Below are 17,554 nucleotides of genomic sequence, written 5' to 3' on the forward strand. Positions count from 1 at the left end.
CCCGTGGCACCGGCGCGCTGAGCCGCCGATTCAGCCCGCCTGTGCCACCGGCGCGGCCAGCAGCGCCTCGAACTGCGCGGCCGGCATCGGGCGCGCGAACAGATAGCCCTGCCCCTCCTCGCACTGCTTGGCGCGCAGGAAGTCGCGCTGGGCCGCCGTCTCCACCCCCTCGGCCACCACGCTCAGCCCCAGCGAATGGGCCAGCGCGATGGTGGCCGCCACGATCACGGCGTCGTTCGGATCGGTCTCGATGTCCTTGACGAAGCCGCGGTCGATCTTGATGCGGTCGATCTCGAACAGCTTCAGGTAGCTGAGCGAGGAATAGCCGGTGCCGAAGTCGTCGATGGCCACCTTGCAGCCGCGCGCGCGCAGTTCGCGCAGCAGCTTGCGGCTGCGCTCGGGGTCCTGCATGGCGGCCGATTCCGTGATCTCCAGTTCCAGCAGCGACGGCTCGATCCCGTGCTCGGCCAGCAGCCGGTCCAGCTGGGGCAGCAGGCCGGGGCCGTGGCACTGGCGCGCCGACAGGTTGACGGCCAGCCGCAAATGGCCGAGGCCGCGCCCGCGCCAGCCGGCCAGCAGCGTGGCCGCCCGCTGCAGCACCCAGTCGCCCAGCGCCAGGATCAGGCCCGATTCCTCGGCGATGGGGATGAAGCGGTCCGGCCCCACCAGCCCCAGCTCCGGATGGTGCCAGCGCAGCAGCGCCTCGGCGCCGATGATGGCCTGGTCGGCCAGCCGCACCTGCGGTTGCAGGTAGAGCTCGAACTCGTGCTGCTCGAGCGCCAGCCACAGCCGGTTCTCCAGCATCAGCCGTTCGTGGGTGGCCACGTTCATGGCCGCCGAGAAGAACTGGAAGTTGCCGCGGCCCTCGTTCTTGGCCGCGTACATGGCCGTGTCGGCGTGGCGCAGCAGGGTGCCGGCGTCGGCGCCGTCGGCGGGGAACATGGCCACCCCCACGCTGGCGCCGCTGTGCACGGTCTTGCCGCCCAGCCGGTAGGGCGCGCCCAGCGCCGCGACGATGCGCACGGCGATGGCGCTGGCCTCGTCCGGGGTCACGCTGCCCGAGGTGACGACGATGAATTCGTCGCCGCCGAGGCGGGCGATGGTGTCCACCTCGCGCAGCAGTTCCTGCAGCCGCTGGGCCACCGCCTGCAGCAGCAGGTCGCCGGTCTGGTGGCCGTGGGTGTCGTTGATCTTCTTGAAGTGGTCGAGGTCGATGAACAGCACGGCCGCCGTGCCGTGCGTGCGCCGGGTCTGGGCCAGCAACTGCTCCAGCCGCAGGTTCAGCGACAGCCGGTTGGCCAGCCCCGTCAGCGGGTCGTGGTGGGCGAGGCGGTGGATGCGTTCCTGGGCCCGGTGCTGTTCGGTCAGGTCGTGCAGGATGGCCACGAACAGGTGCTCGTCGGGCAGCTCCACCTCGCTCACCGACACGGCCAGCGGGAAGCGCTGGCCGTCGCTGCGCGCGCCCGTCAGCGCGTGCGCGTGGTTGTCGCTGGCGGCGATGCGGCGCAGCACGGTGGCCGCCGTCTGGTCGGCCGGGCCGCCGTCGTCCGGCGGCAGCAGGCGCGCCAGCGGCAGGCCCGGCATCTGCTCGGGCAGGTAGCCGAACAGGCGGCCGGCGGCGCCGTTGGCCGACATCAGGCAACCGTCGTCGCCGATGGTGAGGATGGCGTCGGCCGCCTTGTCGAGGATGGCCTGCAGGCGCGCCTCGCGCTCGCGCAGGCGCGCCGTGCTGTCCTTGACCTGGGCCTGGATGCGGGCCCGCTCGCCGCTGATCAACAGCATCAGCGCGCCCAGCAGGCCGGTCAGCACCAGGCCGCAGGTCAGCACGATCCAGCTCTGCCAGCCGCGCTGGGCCAGCAGGTAGCCGGGCGTGGGCGCCAGCGTGAGGCGGAAGATGCGGCCGCCGAAGTGCAGCTGGCGCTGGAAGTCGCCGGGCTGGGCGGCGCGGCCCAGGCCGTCGCGCACCACGCGCAGCGGGCCGTTGTCGTCCGTGTCCTCGAAGCGCACCAGGAAGTCGGGGAAGTCGACCTGGCGCAGCGCGTGGTCGAGGTAGCCATCCAACTGGACGGCGATCAACAGCATGCCCAGCGCGCGGTGGCGGTCGTTGGCCGCGTAGGTCGTCTGCAGCAGGAACATGCCGCGCTGCGTGCTGTCCAGGTGCAGCGGCAGCGGCGGGCTGGCCGTGGGCTGGCCCGATTGCAGCGCCTGTTCCACGGCCTGGGCCCGCACCGGATCGGACAGGAAGTCCAGCCCCTGGTAGTGGCGGCTGGCGGGCGGTTCGATGAAGGTGGCGGCCACGTAGCGGGCGCGCGCGGCGGCCGGGCGCGGCCGGCCATCGGGCCCGGCTTCGCGCACGGCGAAGCCGGGGTCCAGGTGGCGCCGGCCCCACGCTTCAAAGGCGGGCCGCTGTTCCTGCGTTAGCGGTTGCAGCCAGGCCAGCGACTGCAGCTCGGGACGCTGGTCGAGGTAGCCGTTGGCCAGGTTGCTGAAGTCCTCCGCGCTGAGCACGCGCTGGGGGTCGTTGAGGGCCTTGGCCATGGCGAAGATGAAGCGTTCGTGCTCGCTGAACTGGGCTTGCAGCAGGTCGCCCATCTGCTGCGCCTTGAGCCGGAACGTCTGCAGCTGCTGCGACGATTCCCAGCGCGCCGCCTGCAGGTAGATGGCGACGAAGGCGCCCATGGCCAGCAGCAGCGGCAGGCCCACCAGCGCGCGCCGGCGCCACCACAGCGTGCGCGGACGGCCGATCGCGATCCACGCGAGCGGCGCGCCCAGCAGCATGCCGATGGTGTCGCCTATCCACCACGTGAGCCAGTCGGCCGGCAGGCGCTGCCATTGCTCCATGCCGGCCAGCGCCATGCCGGTCAGCGTCACCGTGCTGCTGACCAGGGTGACCACCGGGGCCAGCAGCAGGAAGCGGCCCACGTCGCGCCCGGAGCCGAGGCTGGTCTCGATGTGGCGGCGGAACAGCCGGCTGCCCAGCAGCGCCTGCAGCATCGCGCCCAGCGCCCCCATCAGCGCGCCGGTGAGCGCGGTGCCGGTGATGCCGGCGGGACTGAGCGCCGGGTAGAACAGGTCGACGGCCAGCGCGCCGGCGCCGATGGCGGGCAGCAGGCGCAAGCCGCCGCTGACGCAGGCGGCCAGCGCCATGCCGGCGGGCAGGAACAGGGGCGAGGCGTAGCTGGGCGGCTGGGCCAGCAGCAGGCCGGCGCGGCCCACGGCGAAGTACAGGGCGGCCAGCGCCAGGTTCGCCAGCAGCGGGTGGCGCCAGGGGGGCCGGCGCTGCCGGCCGCCGCTATGATCATTCAACGCGGGTGCTCCTGAGGAGGTGGGGTACAGCGGTCGATTGTATAAGAAAAATTGAAACGTAAAAACAACACTTGCACATTCGCAGTCGGGCCTATACAATTTCGCCCCGAAGCAGACGAAACATCGTTGCAGCAGCAAATAACTGCCCAAAACGGTTGACACGTCGAAGAAGTTGCTTCATACTCTGCGGTTCCTCGCGGAGGGGTGGCCGAGTGGTTAAAGGCGACAGACTGTAAATCTGTTCTCTATGAGTACGCTGGTTCGAATCCAGCCCCCTCCACCAAGTTGTTGCAGGACGACTGAGTGGCAATGAAGAAGTGAACGGAACCTCGCGGGTGTAGCTCAATGGTAGAGCTGAAGCCTTCCAAGCTTATGACGAGGGTTCGATTCCCTTCACCCGCTCCAGCATGACGCGGCATATATGGTGTGTCGCAACAATAAGCCCTTGTAGCTCAGTGGTAGAGCACTCCCTTGGTAAGGGAGAGGCCACGTGTTCAATCCACGTCAAGGGCACCAGAATTCGCGGTATTCGTAGCAATACGGCAGTATAAGTAGCACTATCATTGACAGTCGGGCGCGAGCCCTGGCAATCACACCAATTCGTTAGGAGTCTAAAATGGCAAAAGAGAAATTCGAGCGGACCAAGCCGCACGTCAACGTCGGCACCATTGGTCACGTTGACCACGGCAAGACCACCCTGACCGCTGCGATCGCAACCGTACTGTCGAAGAAATTCGGCGGCGAAGCTAAAGCCTACGACCAGATCGACGCTGCTCCTGAAGAAAAAGCACGCGGCATCACCATCAACACCGCGCACGTCGAGTACGAAACGGCCACCCGCCACTACGCTCACGTTGACTGCCCAGGCCACGCCGACTACATCAAAAACATGATCACCGGCGCAGCGCAGATGGACGGCGCGATCCTGGTGTGCTCGGCCGCCGACGGCCCAATGCCACAGACCCGCGAGCACATCCTGCTGGCCCGTCAGGTTGGCGTGCCTTACATCATCGTGTTCCTGAACAAGTGCGACCTGGTCGACGACGCAGAACTGCTGGAACTGGTGGAAATGGAAGTGCGCGAACTGCTGTCGAAGTACGAGTTCCCAGGCGACGACCTGCCTATCGTCAAAGGTTCGGCCCGTATGGCGCTGGACGGCGACACCGGCCCGCTGGGCGAACAGGCCATCATGCAACTGGCCGACGCGCTGGATTCCTACATCCCAACGCCAGAGCGCGCTGTGGACGGCGCCTTCCTGATGCCTGTGGAAGACGTGTTCTCGATCTCGGGTCGCGGCACCGTGGTGACCGGCCGTGTTGAGCGTGGCGTGATCAAGGTCGGCGAAGAGATCGAAATCGTCGGCATCAAAGACACCGTGAAAACCACCTGCACCGGCGTGGAAATGTTCCGCAAGCTGCTGGACCAGGGTCAAGCCGGCGACAACGTCGGTCTGCTGCTGCGCGGCACCAAGCGTGAAGACGTGGAGCGTGGCCAGGTTCTGGCCAAGCCAGGTTCGATCAAGCCGCACAACCACTTCACCGGCGAGATCTATGTGCTGTCGAAAGACGAAGGTGGCCGTCACACCCCGTTCTTCAACAACTACCGTCCTCAGTTCTACTTCCGTACCACGGACGTGACCGGTTCGATCGAGCTGCCAGCCGATAAAGAAATGGTCATGCCAGGCGACAACGTGTCGATCACCGTCAAGCTGATCAACCCGATCGCGATGGAAGAAGGTCTGCGCTTCGCAATCCGCGAAGGCGGCCGTACCGTCGGCGCCGGCGTGGTTGCAAAAATCATCGCCTAAGGACTGATCCTGACTACCACCTGGGGTGTCCCGGGTGGTAAGATAGATCCTTCCTCTTCAAGTTTTACGTAGGGACGTAGCTCAATTGGCAGAGCGTCGGTCTCCAAAACCGAAGGTTGGGGGTTCGATGCCCTCCGTCCCTGCCACCAATTCTGGTGCAGTGGCACCGAAAGTAGAAAATGTCAAATCAATCCGTGCAGACTGTTAGCACGTCGAATGACAAGATCAAGGTTATCGCGGCGATCGTCGTGATGATCGCAGGAGTGGTCGGGTTTTACTACCTGGCGGACAAACCAGCTCTGGTACGCGCAGGCGCACTAGTAGCTGGTTTGGCTTTTGCCGTTTTGATCTTGTGGACTTCGACCACCGGCCGTGAATTCCTCAATTTCGCCAAAGAAGCCGTGCGCGAAACGAAGAAGGTGGTATGGCCGACCCGCCGCGAAGCTGGTCAGATCACGGGTATCGTGTTCGCCTTCGTGCTGGTCATGGCGATCTTCCTGTGGGGCACGGACAAGACGCTGGAATTCCTGTTGTACGACGTTATCCTGGGTATTAGAAAATAATGAGCGAAAATGTGCAAGATGACGTGCCGGGTGATGTCCCGGCACAAGATGCTGGCGCTGAGCTTAGCACGCCCGTGAGCGTCCCCGTCTCGAACAAGCGCTGGTACGTGGTGCACGCCTATTCCGGCATGGAAAAGAGCGTGCAGCGCGCGCTGATGGAGCGCGTCGAGCGCGCCGGCATGCAAGACCAGTTCGGCCAGATCCTGGTGCCCACCGAAGAAGTGGTGGAAGTCAAGAACGGCCAGAAATCGGTCACCGAACGTCGTTTCTTCCCCGGCTATGTGCTGGTGGAAATGGAAATGACGGACGAAACGTGGCACCTGGTGAAGAACACCAACAAGGTCACCGGCTTCATCGGCGGCAAGTCGAACAAGCCGACCCCGATCCCGGCCCGCGAAATCGACAAGATCATGCAGCAGATGCAGGAAGGCGTCGAGAAGCCCCGTCCCAAAGTGCTGTACGAAGTGGGCGAGCAAGTGCGTATCAAGGATGGTCCGTTCACCGACTTCAACGGCAACGTCGAGGAAGTCAACTACGAGAAATCCAAGGTGCGCGTCTCGGTCACCATCTTCGGCCGCGCCACCCCCGTCGAACTCGAGTTCGGCCAGGTCGAAAAAGTCTAAGCGCCCACCGGAGCGCGCGGCAGTTCAGCGAATCCGGCTAAGAGGAGCCCCGCCACGGCAAGCAATTGCCCGGTGGGGCGCTACTACTCAATCCAACGATAGGAGCCATCATGGCAAAGAAAATCATTGGTTTTATCAAGCTGCAAGTGCCAGCTGGTAAAGCAAACCCATCCCCACCGATCGGCCCAGCGCTGGGTCAGCGCGGTCTGAACATCATGGAATTCTGCAAGGCGTTCAACGCCCAGACCCAAGGTATGGAACCAGGCATGCCGATCCCCGTCGTGATCACCGCCTTCGCCGACAAGTCGTTCACCTTCGTGATGAAGACGCCACCCGCGACCTACCTGATCAAGAAGCACTCGGGCGTCACCAAGGGTTCGCCGAAGCCGCACACCGACAAAGTGGGCAAACTGACCCGCGCTCAAGCGGAAGAGATCGCTAAACTGAAGACCCCGGACCTGACCGCTGCCGACATGGACGCCGCTGTGCGCACCATCGCCGGTTCCGCTCGTTCGATGGGCATCACGGTGGAGGGCCTGTAATCATGGCAAAACTGTCTAAGCGCGTTAAAGCAATCAAAGCCAAGGTCGACCGCACCAAGGCCTACCCGTTCGACAACGCCGTCGCCCTGATCAAGGAACTGGCCACCGCCAAGTTCAATGAATCGATCGACGTGGCCGTGCAACTGGGCGTGGATCCTAAGAAATCCGACCAGGTGGTGCGTGGTTCCGTCGTGCTGCCAGCCGGCACCGGCAAGACCGTGCGCGTGGCCGTGTTCGCCTCGGGCGAAAAGGCTGAAGCTGCCAAGGCAGCCGGCGCCGACGTCGTTGGTATGGAAGACCTGGCCGAGCGCGTCAAAGCCGGCGACATGCCTTTCGACATCGTCATCGCTTCGCCCGACACCATGCGTATCGTCGGTACCCTGGGTCAGATCCTGGGCCCACGCGGCCTGATGCCTAACCCGAAAGTCGGCACCGTGACCCCTGACGTCGCCACCGCCGTCAAGAACGCCAAGGCTGGCCAGGTGCAGTACCGTACCGACAAGTCCGGTATCATCCACGCCACCATCGGCCGCAAGTCGTTCGCCGACGCCGATCTGAAGAGCAACCTGGTTGCCCTGATCGACGCGCTGAACAAGGCCAAGCCAGCCACCAGCAAGGGCGTGTACCTGCGCAAAGTGGCGATCTCGTCGACCATGGGCGCTGGCGTCCGTGTTGACCAGGCTTCGCTGGCAGCTTAAGTTTCAAGAATTAAGTCCCCGTGCAAACGGGGCGCATCTTTGGGCTGGCTGTCCTGGGTTTTTCGCAGGGCAGCCAGACAATCAAAGACCGTTGGGCCGACCGTGATCGCACATGCGGGAGGATAAGCAGCAAGCCGGGCAACCGGGGCGCGCCCAACGCAGATGGTGTACCCGAGCAAGTTTTGTAGTCCATGCTGCGTGAATGTATCCGCTCAGTTCTGTACTTCTTAACGTCGGACGCCGTGTTCGAACCGATGCGAGGTCCCTGGCCATAGGGTCAGGTACACCGAACATCATTTAAGGAGGTTGACCGTGGGTCTCAATCTGAATGACAAAAAGGCCGTCGTCGCCGAAGTTTCCGCAAAAGTAGCAACTGCGCAAACCATCGTCGTGGCCGAATATCGTGGCATCCAGGTTGCTCACTTGACGCAACTTCGTGCTAAAGCGCGCGCTCAAGGCGTGTACCTGCGAGTGTTGAAAAACACCCTCGCTCGTCGCTCCGTCGAAGGCACGCAGTTCGCCAACCTGGCCGATGAAATGACCGGTCCGCTGATCTACTCGATCTCGGACGACGCCGTTGCCGCAGCTAAAGTCATCAACGACTTCGCTAAAACCAACGACAAGCTGGTCATCAAGGCAGGTAACTACGCCGGCAAGCAGCTCGATAAAGCTGCCGTCGCCGCGCTGGCGAGCATTCCTAGCCGTGAAGTCCTCATCTCGCAGCTGTTGGGCGTTATGCTGGCTCCGGTGTCGGGCTTTGCACGTGGTCTGGCCGCTCTGGCGGCGAAGAAATCGGAAGGCGCTCCTGCGGAAGCAGAAGCCGCCGCGGCGTAAGCTGGCCGGTTTTTTCTCAAGTACCAATCGATGTTTTAACGAATCAAAAAATTATTGGAGTTTCAAATGGCAATTAGCAAAGACGACATCCTGAACGCAGTGAGCGAAATGTCCGTGATGGACCTGAACGAACTGGTCAAAGCTTTCGAAGAGAAGTTCGGCGTTTCGGCCGCTGCGATGGCTGCTCCTGCAGCTGGCGGCGCCGCTGCCGGTGCTGCTGTTGAAGAGCAGACCGAGTTCAACGTTGTTCTGACCGAAGTCGGCGCGAACAAAGTTGGCGTGATTAAAGCTGTCCGCGAAATCACCGGTCTGGGCCTGAAAGAAGCCAAAGACGTGGTCGACGGCGCACCGAAGACCGTGAAAGAAGCCCTGTCGAAAGCTGACGCTGAAGCCGCTAAGAAGAAGCTGGAAGAAGCTGGCGCCAAGGCCGACCTGAAGTAATCAAGTTGTACGGCGGCTAGTTAGCGCCACGAGCCAAAGCTGCGGATACCCCCTGCGAAGGGGGTAATCCGGCTTTGGCTCCTTTGTCGTCTTTGTCGTATTTGTAGCGTTTTTACTACGTTACCGAAGTACGCAGTTCATTGAATCAGCTGGAAATGGTAGAGCCTTGAGGTTTCGTCTGTGTGACACGCAGCCGACGCTGCTGATATACAAGCAAAACCTGAACTTTCTATCCTTTCTGTCACTCACGGAGTGTCCATGCACTACTCATTTACTGAGAAGAAACGCATTCGCAAATCATTCGCGAAGCGCGCCAACGTTCACCACGTTCCGTTCCTGCTGGCTACCCAGCTCGAGTCCTACCACAGCTTCCTGCAAGAGGATGTCGCCCCATCCGCGCGCAAGAACGACGGCCTGCAGTCGGCCTTCACCTCCATCTTCCCGATCGTGTCGCACAATGGTTTCGCGCGCCTCGAGTTCCTGTCGTACGTGCTGGGCGACCCCGCCTTCGACGTCAAGGAATGCCAGCTGCGCGGTCTGACGTTCGCCTCGCCGCTGCGCGCCAAGGTGCGCCTGGTGATCCTGGACAAGGAATCGCCGACCAAGCCTGTGGTCAAGGAAATGAAGGAACAGGAAGTCTACATGGGCGAACTGCCCCTGATGACCACCACCGGCTCGTTCGTGATCAACGGTACCGAGCGCGTGATCGTTTCTCAGCTGCACCGCTCCCCTGGCGTGTTCTTCGAGCACGACCGTGGCAAGACCCACTCGTCGGGCAAGCTGCTGTTCTCGGCCCGCATCATCCCTTACCGCGGCTCGTGGCTGGACTTCGAGTTCGACCCGAAAGACATCCTGTTCTTCCGCGTCGACCGCCGCCGCAAGATGCCCGTGACGATCCTGCTGAAAGCGATCGGCATGTCGCACGAGCAGATCCTGGCCAACTTCTTCGTGTTCGACAACTTCAACCTGCGCTCGGAAGGCGCCGAGATGGAGTTCGTGGCCGAGCGCCTGCGTGGCGAAGTGGCCCGTTTCGACATCGTCGACAAGTCCGGCAAGACGCTGGTGCTGAAGGACAAGCGCATCAACGCGCGCCACGTGCGCGACATCGAGGCCGCCGGCATCAAGCACATCTCCGTGCCCGAGGACTACCTGCTGGGCCGCGTGCTGGCCAAGAACATCGTCGACCCGGAGACGGGCGAAGTGGTGGCCAACGCCAACGACGAGCTGACCGAAGACGTGCTGGGCCGCCTGCGCGAAGCCAACATCTCGGCCATCCAGACCCTGTACACGAACGACCTGGACCAGGGCGCCTACATCTCGCAGACCCTGCGCATCGACGACACGGCCGACCAGATGGCCGCCCGCGTCGCCATCTACCGCATGATGCGTCCTGGCGAACCGCCGACGGAAGACTCGGTGGAAGCGCTGTTCAACGGCCTGTTCTACAGCGCCGACCGCTACGACCTGTCGGCCGTGGGCCGCATGAAGTTCAACCGCCGCATCGGCCGCGATGAACTGACCGGCGCCATGACGCTGTCGAACGAAGACGTGCTGGCCGTGATCAAGATCCTGGTCGAGCTGCGCAACGGCCGCGGCGAGGTGGACGACATCGACCACCTGGGCAACCGCCGCGTGCGTTGCGTGGGCGAGCTGGCCGAGAACCAGTTCCGCGCCGGCCTGGTGCGCGTCGAGCGCGCCGTCAAGGAACGCCTGGGCCAGGCCGAGGCGGACAACCTGATGCCGCACGACCTGATCAACTCCAAGCCGATCTCGGCCGCCATCCGCGAGTTCTTCGGTTCGTCGCAGCTGTCGCAGTTCATGGACCAGACCAACCCGCTGTCGGAGATCACCCACAAGCGCCGCGTCTCGGCCCTGGGCCCTGGCGGTCTGACCCGCGAGCGCGCCGGCTTCGAGGTGCGCGACGTGCACCCGACCCACTACGGCCGCGTGTGCCCGATCGAAACGCCTGAAGGCCCGAACATCGGCCTGATCAACTCGCTGGCGCTGTACGCCCGCCTGAACGAATACGGCTTCCTGGAAACGCCATACCGCAAGGTCACCGACTCCAAGATCACCGACCAGATCGACTACCTGTCTGCCATCGAAGAGGGCCGCTACATCATCGCCCAGGCCAACGCCACCATCGACGATAACGGCAAGCTGTGCGACGAGCTGGTGTCGGCCCGTGAAGCCGGCGAGACCATCCTGGTGTCGCCCGAGCGCATCCAGTACATGGACGTGGCCCCGGGCCAGATCGTGTCCGTGGCGGCCTCGCTGATCCCGTTCCTCGAGCACGATGACGCGAACCGCGCATTGATGGGCGCCAACATGCAACGCCAGGCCGTGCCTTGCCTGCGTCCCGAGAAGGCGCTGGTCGGTACCGGCATCGAGCGCACCGTGGCGGTCGACTCCGGCACCACCGTGCAGGCCCTGCGTGGCGGCGTGGTCGACTACATCGACGCCGGCCGCGTCGTGATTCGCGTCAACGACGACGAAGCGCAAGCGGGCGAAGTGGGTGTCGACATCTACAACCTGATCAAGTACACCCGTTCCAACCAGAACACCAACATCAACCAGCGTCCCATCGTCAAAGTGGGCGACCGCGTGGCCAAGCGCGACGTGATCGCCGACGGCGCATCGACCGACCTGGGCGAGCTGGCGCTGGGCCAGAACATGACCGTGGCCTTCATGCCATGGAATGGTCTGAACTTCGAGGATTCGATCCTGATCTCGGAAAACGTCGTCAAGGACGACCGTTACACCTCGATCCACATCGAAGAACTGTCCGTGGTGGCCCGTGACACCAAGCTGGGCGCGGAAGAAATCACGCGCGACATCTCGAACCTGGCGGAAAACCAACTGGCTCGTCTGGACGAGTCCGGTATCGTCTACATCGGCGCCGAAGTGCAGGCCGGCGACACGCTGGTCGGTAAAGTGACGCCGAAGGGCGAGACCCAGCTGACGCCGGAAGAGAAGCTGCTGCGCGCCATCTTCGGTGAAAAAGCATCGGACGTGAAAGACACCTCGCTGCGCGTGCCTTCGGGCATGGTCGGCACCGTGATCGACGTCCAGGTGTTCACCCGCGAAGGCATCGTGCGCGACAAGCGCGCCCAGCAGATCATCGACGACGAGCTGAAGCGCTTCCGCCTGGACCTGAACGACCAGATGCGCATCGTGGAGGGCGACGCCTTCCAGCGTCTGGAGAAGATGCTGACCGGTCAAGTGGTCAACGGCGGTCCGAAGAAGCTGGCCAAGGGCGCCAAGATCACCAAGGAATACCTGGCCGATCTGGACAAGTACCACTGGTTCGACATCCGTCCGGCCGACGACACGGCCGCCACCGCCCTCGAAGCGATCAAGGAATCGATCAACGAGAAGCGCCACCAGTTCGATCTGGCCTTCGAAGAGAAGCGCAAGAAGCTGACGCAGGGCGACGAGCTGCAGCCTGGCGTGCAGAAGATGGTCAAGGTCTACCTGGCCGTCAAGCGCCGCCTGCAGTCGGGCGACAAGATGGCGGGCCGCCACGGTAACAAGGGTGTGGTTTCCCGTATCGTGCCGGTGGAAGACATGCCGTACATGGCCGACGGTACGCCGGCCGACGTGGTGCTGAACCCGCTGGGTGTGCCATCGCGTATGAACGTGGGTCAGATTCTCGAGACCCACTTGGGCTGGGCCGCCAAGGGTCTGGGCATCCGCATCGGCGAAATGCTGCAGCAGCATATCAAGGTCGAGGAGATGCGCAAGTTCCTGGCCACCGTCTACAACGAGAAGGGCCGTGGCGAGGATCTGTCGCAGTTCGACGACGAAGAGATCATGAAGCTGGCGCACAACCTGAAGAAGGGTGTGCCGTTCGCGACCCCGGTGTTCGACGGCGCGCACGAGTCGGAAATCCGCCGCATGCTGGACCTGGCCTATCCGGACGACATCGCCGCCAAGCTGGGCATGACCCCGTCCAAGAACCAGGTCACCATGTACGACGGCCGCACCGGCGAGGCGTTCGAGCGCAAGGTCACCGTGGGCGTGATGCACATGCTGAAACTGCACCACCTGGTCGACGACAAGATGCACGCCCGTTCCACCGGTCCTTACTCGCTGGTGACGCAGCAGCCGCTGGGTGGTAAAGCCCAGTTCGGTGGCCAGCGCTTCGGTGAGATGGAGGTGTGGGCACTGGAAGCGTACGGCGCCTCGTACGTGCTGCAGGAAATGCTGACCGTCAAGTCGGATGACGTGAACGGCCGTACCAAAGTGTACGAGAACCTGGTCAAAGGCGACCACGTGATCGACGCCGGTATGCCTGAATCGTTCAACGTGCTGGTCAAGGAAATCCGTTCGCTGGGTATCGACATCGACCTCGAACGCAACTGATCGACAGCGTTCCACCTGTCTTTTGGTTTGAGACAGACTAAGCCCGGCGGGGAAACCCGGCCGGGCGATGGTGTCTCAGGTAATACGAAATTTAATCACCTCTGGAGTGATACATGAAAGCACTGCTCGATCTATTCAAGCAAGTACAGACGAACGAGACCTTTGACGCGATCAAGATCGGTCTCGCTTCGCCTGAAAAAATCCGTTCGTGGTCCTACGGCGAAGTCAAGAAGCCGGAAACCATCAACTACCGCACCTTCAAGCCTGAGCGCGACGGTCTGTTCTGCGCGAAAATCTTTGGCCCGATCAAGGACTACGAGTGCCTGTGCGGCAAGTACAAGCGCCTGAAACACCGCGGCGTGATCTGCGAGAAGTGCGGCGTCGAAGTGACGCTGGCCAAGGTGCGCCGCGAGCGCATGGGCCACATCGAGCTGGCTTCCCCCACCGCCCACATCTGGTTCCTGAAGTCGCTGCCATCGCGCCTCGGCATGGTGCTGGACATGACCCTGCGCGACATCGAACGCGTGCTGTACTTCGAGGCATACGTCGTGACCGACCCCGGCATGACCCCGCTGAAGAAGTGCCAGATCATGTCGGAGGACGACTACGCCGCCAAGTACGAAGAGTACGGCGACGACTTCACCGCCTTCATGGGCGCCGAAGGTATCCGTGAACTGCTGCGCTCGATCGACATCCACCGCGATGCCGAGACCCTGCGCGTGGAACTGAAGGAATCGAAGTCCGAAGCGAAGATCAAGAAATACGCCAAGCGCCTGAAAGTGCTGGAAGCGTTCCAGCGTTCGGGCATCAAGCCCGAGTGGATGATCATGGAAGTGCTGCCGGTGCTGCCGCCGGAACTGCGCCCGCTGGTGCCGCTGGACGGCGGCCGCTTCGCGACCTCCGACCTGAACGACCTGTATCGCCGCGTCATCAACCGTAACAACCGTCTGAAACGCCTGATGGAGCTGCGCGCTCCAGAGATCATCACGCGCAACGAAAAGCGCATGCTGCAGGAAGCGGTCGACTCGCTGCTGGACAACGGCCGTCGCGGCAAAGCGATGACCGGCGCCAACAAGCGTCCGCTGAAATCGCTGGCTGAGATGATCAAGGGTAAGGGCGGCCGCTTCCGTCAGAACTTGCTCGGTAAGCGCGTCGACTACTCGGGCCGTTCGGTCATCGTGGTGGGTCCGCAGCTGAAACTGCACCAGTGCGGTCTGCCGAAGCTGATGGCGCTGGAACTGTTCAAGCCCTTCATCTTCAACAAGCTCGAACTGATGGGTCTGGCGACCACGATCAAGGCCGCCAAGAAACTGGTCGAGATCCAGGAACCGGTCGTGTGGGACATCCTGGAAGACGTGATCCGCGAACACCCGATCATGCTGAACCGTGCGCCTACGCTGCACCGTCTCGGTATCCAGGCGTTCGAGCCGGTCCTGATCGAAGGCAAGGCGATCCAGCTGCACCCGCTGGTCTGCGCGGCGTTCAACGCCGACTTCGACGGTGACCAGATGGCGGTCCACGTGCCGCTGTCGATCGAAGCGCAGATGGAGGCGCGCACGCTGATGCTGGCCTCGAACAACATCTTGTTCCCGTCGAACGGCGAACCGTCGATCGTGCCGTCGCAGGATATCGTGCTGGGTCTGTACTACGCGACCCGCGAGGCGATCAACGCCAAGAACGAAGGTATGCTGTTCCCTGACGTGTCGGAAGTCATCCGTGCCTACGACAACAAGGAAGTGGAACTGACCACCCGCATCACCGTGCGTATCGTCGAGAATCCTAAGGACCACGCGACGGGCGAATTCGTCCGCACCGTGACCCGTTACGAGACCACCGTCGGCCGCGCCATCCTGTCGGAAATCTTGCCGAAGGGCCTGCCGTTCAGCGTGCTGAACCGTGCCCTGAAGAAGAAGGAAATCTCGCGCCTGATCAACACCTCGTTCCGCAAGTGCGGCCTGCGCGCCACCGTCGTGTTCGCCGACCAGCTGATGCAGTCGGGCTTCCGCCTGGCGACGCGCGCCGGTATCTCGATCTGCGTGGACGACATGCTGGTGCCGCCTCAGAAGGTGACGCTGATCTCGACCGCCGAATCGGAAGTCAAGCAGATCGAACAGCAGTACGCTTCCGGTCTGGTGACCGCGGGCGAGCGCTACAACAAGGTGGTCGACATCTGGGGCAAGACCTCGGACGAAGTCGGCAAGGCCATGATGGACCAGCTGAAAGTGGAAGACGTCATCAAGCGTGACGGCACCAAGTCGACCCAGGAATCGTTCAACGCGATTTACATGATGGCCGACTCGGGCGCCCGCGGTTCGGCGGCCCAGATCCGTCAGCTGGCCGGTATGCGCGGTCTGATGGCGAAACCGGACGGTTCGATTATCGAAACCCCGATCACCGCGAACTTCCGCGAAGGTCTGAACGTGTTGCAGTACTTCATTTCGACCCACGGCGCCCGTAAGGGTCTGGCCGATACGGCGCTGAAGACGGCAAACTCCGGTTACCTGACCCGTCGTCTGGTCGACGTGACCCAGGATCTGGTGGTGATCGAGGACGATTGCGGCACCTCCAACGGCACCGTCATGAAGGCGATGGTCGAGGGCGGTGAAGTGATCGAGGCGCTGCGCGACCGTATCCTGGGCCGCGTGGTGGTCAACGACGTGGTCAATCCTGAAACCCAGGAAACCCTGTACGAAGCCGGCACCCTGATGGACGAGGACATGGTCGAGGAGATCGAGCGTCTGTCGATCGACGAAGTCAAGGTCCGCACCCCGCTGACCTGCGACACGCGCTACGGCCTGTGCGCCAAGTGCTACGGCCGCGACCTGGGCCGCGGCATGCTGGTCAACGCCGGCGAAGCCGTCGGTGTGGTGGCGGCGCAGTCGATCGGTGAGCCGGGTACCCAGCTGACCATGCGTACCTTCCACATCGGTGGTGCGGCGTCGCGTGCGGCGGTGGCCTCGTCGGTGGAAGCCAAGTCGAACGGCACCATCCGCTTCACCTCGACCATGCGTTACGTGACCAACGGCAAGGGCGCGCAGATCGTCATTTCCCGTTCCGGCGAAGTGCTGATCACCGACGACCACGGCCGTGAGCGCGAGCGTCACAAGGTGCCGTACGGCGCCACCCTGATCGTCAAGGATGGCATGGTCATCAAGGCCGGCACGGCCCTGGCGACCTGGGATCCGCTGACCCGTCCGATCATCACCGAGTACGCCGGTACGGTGCGTTTCGAGAACGTCGAAGAAGGCGTGACCGTGGCCCGTCAGGTGGACGAAGTGACCGGTCTGGCCACCCTGGTGGTGATCGACGCGAAACGTCGCGGTTCGCTGACCAAGACCATGCGTCCGCAGGTGAAACTGCTGAACGACGAAGGCCACGAAGTGAAGATCGCCGGCACCGAGCACTCGGTGGCGATCGGCTTCCAGGTCGGCGCGCTGATCATGGTGAAGGATGGCCAGCAAGTGTCCGTCGGTGAAGTGCTGGCGCGTATCCCGACCGAATCGCAGAAGACCCGCGATATTACCGGTGGTTTGCCGCGCGTGGCCGAGCTGTTCGAAGCCCGTTCGCCGAAGGATGCCGGTATGCTGGCGGAAGTCACCGGTACGGTGGCCTTCGGTAAGGAAACCAAGGGCAAGCAGCGTCTGGAAATCACGGACATGGACGGCAACAAGCACGAGTTCCTGATCACCAAGGACAAGCAAGTGCTGGTGCACGACGGCCAGGTGGTGAACAAGGGCGAGATGATCGTGGACGGCCCGGCCGATCCGCAAGACATCCTGCGCCTGCTCGGTATCGAAGCGCTGGCCCGTTACATCGTCGACGAAGTGCAGGACGTGTACCGTCTGCAGGGCGTGAAGATCAACGACAAGCACATCGAAGTGATCGTGCGCCAGATGCTGCGCCGCGTGCAGATCACCAACGCCGGCGACACCAACTACATCGTTGGCGAGCAGGTCGAGCGTTCGGAGCTGCTGGAGGAGAACGACCGCGTGGTCGCCGAAGGCAAGATCCCTGCGACCTACGAAAACGTGCTGCTGGGTATCACCAAGGCATCGCTGTCGACCGATTCGTTCATCTCGGCCGCATCGTTCCAGGAAACCACCCGCGTGCTGACGGAAGCGGCGATCATGGGCAAGCGCGACGGTCTGCGCGGCCTGAAGGAAAACGTCATCGTCGGTCGTCTGATCCCTGGCGGTACGGGTCTGGCCTTCCACCGCGCGCGCAAAGAGAAGGAAGCGTGGGAAGTGGAAGAGCGCCAGGCACTGCTGCTGGCGGAAAAGGCCTCGATGGCCGCCAGCGCCGAAGCGGAATCGACCGAACAGGTCAGCCCGCACAGCGACGAAGCGTAAGCGCGCCTCACGGCAAACAGAACGGC

The 17,554-nt window shown here is 62.9% G+C and carries 10 protein-coding genes and 4 tRNA genes; 13 read left to right on the forward strand and 1 reads right to left on the reverse strand.

The features are described 5' to 3' along the window. Positions 1–30 precede the first annotated feature (30 nt). Positions 31–3,306: a bifunctional diguanylate cyclase/phosphodiesterase gene (locus AC1RQG_RS01610; RefSeq protein ID WP_493127640.1), complete on the reverse strand. Its 3,276-nt coding sequence runs from the start codon at positions 3,304–3,306 to the stop codon at positions 31–33. A 198-nt stretch (positions 3,307–3,504) separates the two neighbouring features. Between AC1RQG_RS01610 and AC1RQG_RS01615 the strand changes: the two genes are divergently transcribed. The 13 genes from AC1RQG_RS01615 to rpoC all read left to right on the forward strand — a co-directional run bounded on the left by AC1RQG_RS01615 (position 3,505) and on the right by rpoC (position 17,528). Then, a tRNA-Tyr gene (locus AC1RQG_RS01615) sits at positions 3,505–3,589 on the forward strand. Positions 3,590–3,637: 48 nt separating this feature from the next. Next, a tRNA-Gly gene (locus tag AC1RQG_RS01620) sits at positions 3,638–3,711 on the forward strand. Positions 3,712–3,747: 36 nt separating this feature from the next. Next, positions 3,748–3,822, forward strand: a tRNA-Thr gene (locus AC1RQG_RS01625). A gap of 100 nt (positions 3,823–3,922) precedes the next feature. Then, positions 3,923–5,113 carry an elongation factor Tu gene (gene tuf, locus AC1RQG_RS01630; protein WP_493127642.1) on the forward strand — a complete coding sequence of 397 codons (1,191 nt, stop codon included), beginning with the start codon at positions 3,923–3,925 and terminating at the stop codon, positions 5,111–5,113. 70 nt (positions 5,114–5,183) lie between these two features. Then, positions 5,184–5,259 (forward strand) — tRNA-Trp (locus AC1RQG_RS01635). Between the two features lie 33 nt (positions 5,260–5,292). Next, positions 5,293–5,676, forward strand: coding sequence for a preprotein translocase subunit SecE (gene secE, locus AC1RQG_RS01640; RefSeq protein ID WP_493127644.1), 384 nt, complete (start codon positions 5,293–5,295; stop codon positions 5,674–5,676). Next, positions 5,676–6,299, forward strand: coding sequence for a transcription termination/antitermination protein NusG (gene nusG / locus AC1RQG_RS01645; protein WP_493127646.1), 624 nt, complete (start codon positions 5,676–5,678; stop codon positions 6,297–6,299). The genes secE and nusG overlap by 1 nt, the downstream gene beginning before the upstream one ends. A gap of 110 nt (positions 6,300–6,409) precedes the next feature. Then, complete coding sequence (rplK, locus tag AC1RQG_RS01650) at positions 6,410–6,841, forward strand: 50S ribosomal protein L11 (protein WP_093561569.1); 432 nt, start codon at positions 6,410–6,412, stop codon at positions 6,839–6,841. A 2-nt stretch (positions 6,842–6,843) separates the two neighbouring features. Then, positions 6,844–7,539: a 50S ribosomal protein L1 gene (rplA, locus tag AC1RQG_RS01655; protein ID WP_493127648.1), complete on the forward strand. Its 696-nt coding sequence runs from the start codon at positions 6,844–6,846 to the stop codon at positions 7,537–7,539. Positions 7,540–7,851: 312 nt separating this feature from the next. Beyond that, positions 7,852–8,373, forward strand: a complete 522-nt coding sequence (rplJ, locus tag AC1RQG_RS01660; RefSeq protein ID WP_493127650.1) for a 50S ribosomal protein L10 — start codon at positions 7,852–7,854, stop codon at positions 8,371–8,373. A 66-nt stretch (positions 8,374–8,439) separates the two neighbouring features. Then, complete coding sequence (rplL, locus tag AC1RQG_RS01665; RefSeq protein ID WP_493127652.1) at positions 8,440–8,814, forward strand: 50S ribosomal protein L7/L12; 375 nt, start codon at positions 8,440–8,442, stop codon at positions 8,812–8,814. Between the two features lie 258 nt (positions 8,815–9,072). After that, positions 9,073–13,179 carry a DNA-directed RNA polymerase subunit beta gene (gene rpoB, locus AC1RQG_RS01670; RefSeq protein WP_493127653.1) on the forward strand — a complete coding sequence of 1,369 codons (4,107 nt, stop codon included), beginning with the start codon at positions 9,073–9,075 and terminating at the stop codon, positions 13,177–13,179. A 113-nt stretch (positions 13,180–13,292) separates the two neighbouring features. After that, positions 13,293–17,528, forward strand: a complete 4,236-nt coding sequence (gene rpoC, locus AC1RQG_RS01675; RefSeq protein WP_493127654.1) for a DNA-directed RNA polymerase subunit beta' — start codon at positions 13,293–13,295, stop codon at positions 17,526–17,528. The last annotated feature ends 26 nt before the right edge of the window (positions 17,529–17,554 follow it).

It is taken from the genome of Rugamonas sp. GW822-FHT03B10, assembly GCF_058801745.1.

Coding starts and splice junctions, on each gene's coding strand:
- tuf (WP_493127642.1), top strand. CDS start 3,923: ATGGCAAAAGAGAAATTCGAGCGGACCAAGCCGCACGTCAACGTCGGC.
- rplA (WP_493127648.1), top strand. CDS start 6,844: ATGGCAAAACTGTCTAAGCGCGTTAAAGCAATCAAAGCCAAGGTCGAC.
- rplK (WP_093561569.1), top strand. CDS start 6,410: ATGGCAAAGAAAATCATTGGTTTTATCAAGCTGCAAGTGCCAGCTGGT.
- rpoB (WP_493127653.1), top strand. CDS start 9,073: ATGCACTACTCATTTACTGAGAAGAAACGCATTCGCAAATCATTCGCG.
- rpoC (WP_493127654.1), top strand. CDS start 13,293: ATGAAAGCACTGCTCGATCTATTCAAGCAAGTACAGACGAACGAGACC.
- nusG (WP_493127646.1), top strand. CDS start 5,676: ATGAGCGAAAATGTGCAAGATGACGTGCCGGGTGATGTCCCGGCACAA.
- rplL (WP_493127652.1), top strand. CDS start 8,440: ATGGCAATTAGCAAAGACGACATCCTGAACGCAGTGAGCGAAATGTCC.
- secE (WP_493127644.1), top strand. CDS start 5,293: ATGTCAAATCAATCCGTGCAGACTGTTAGCACGTCGAATGACAAGATC.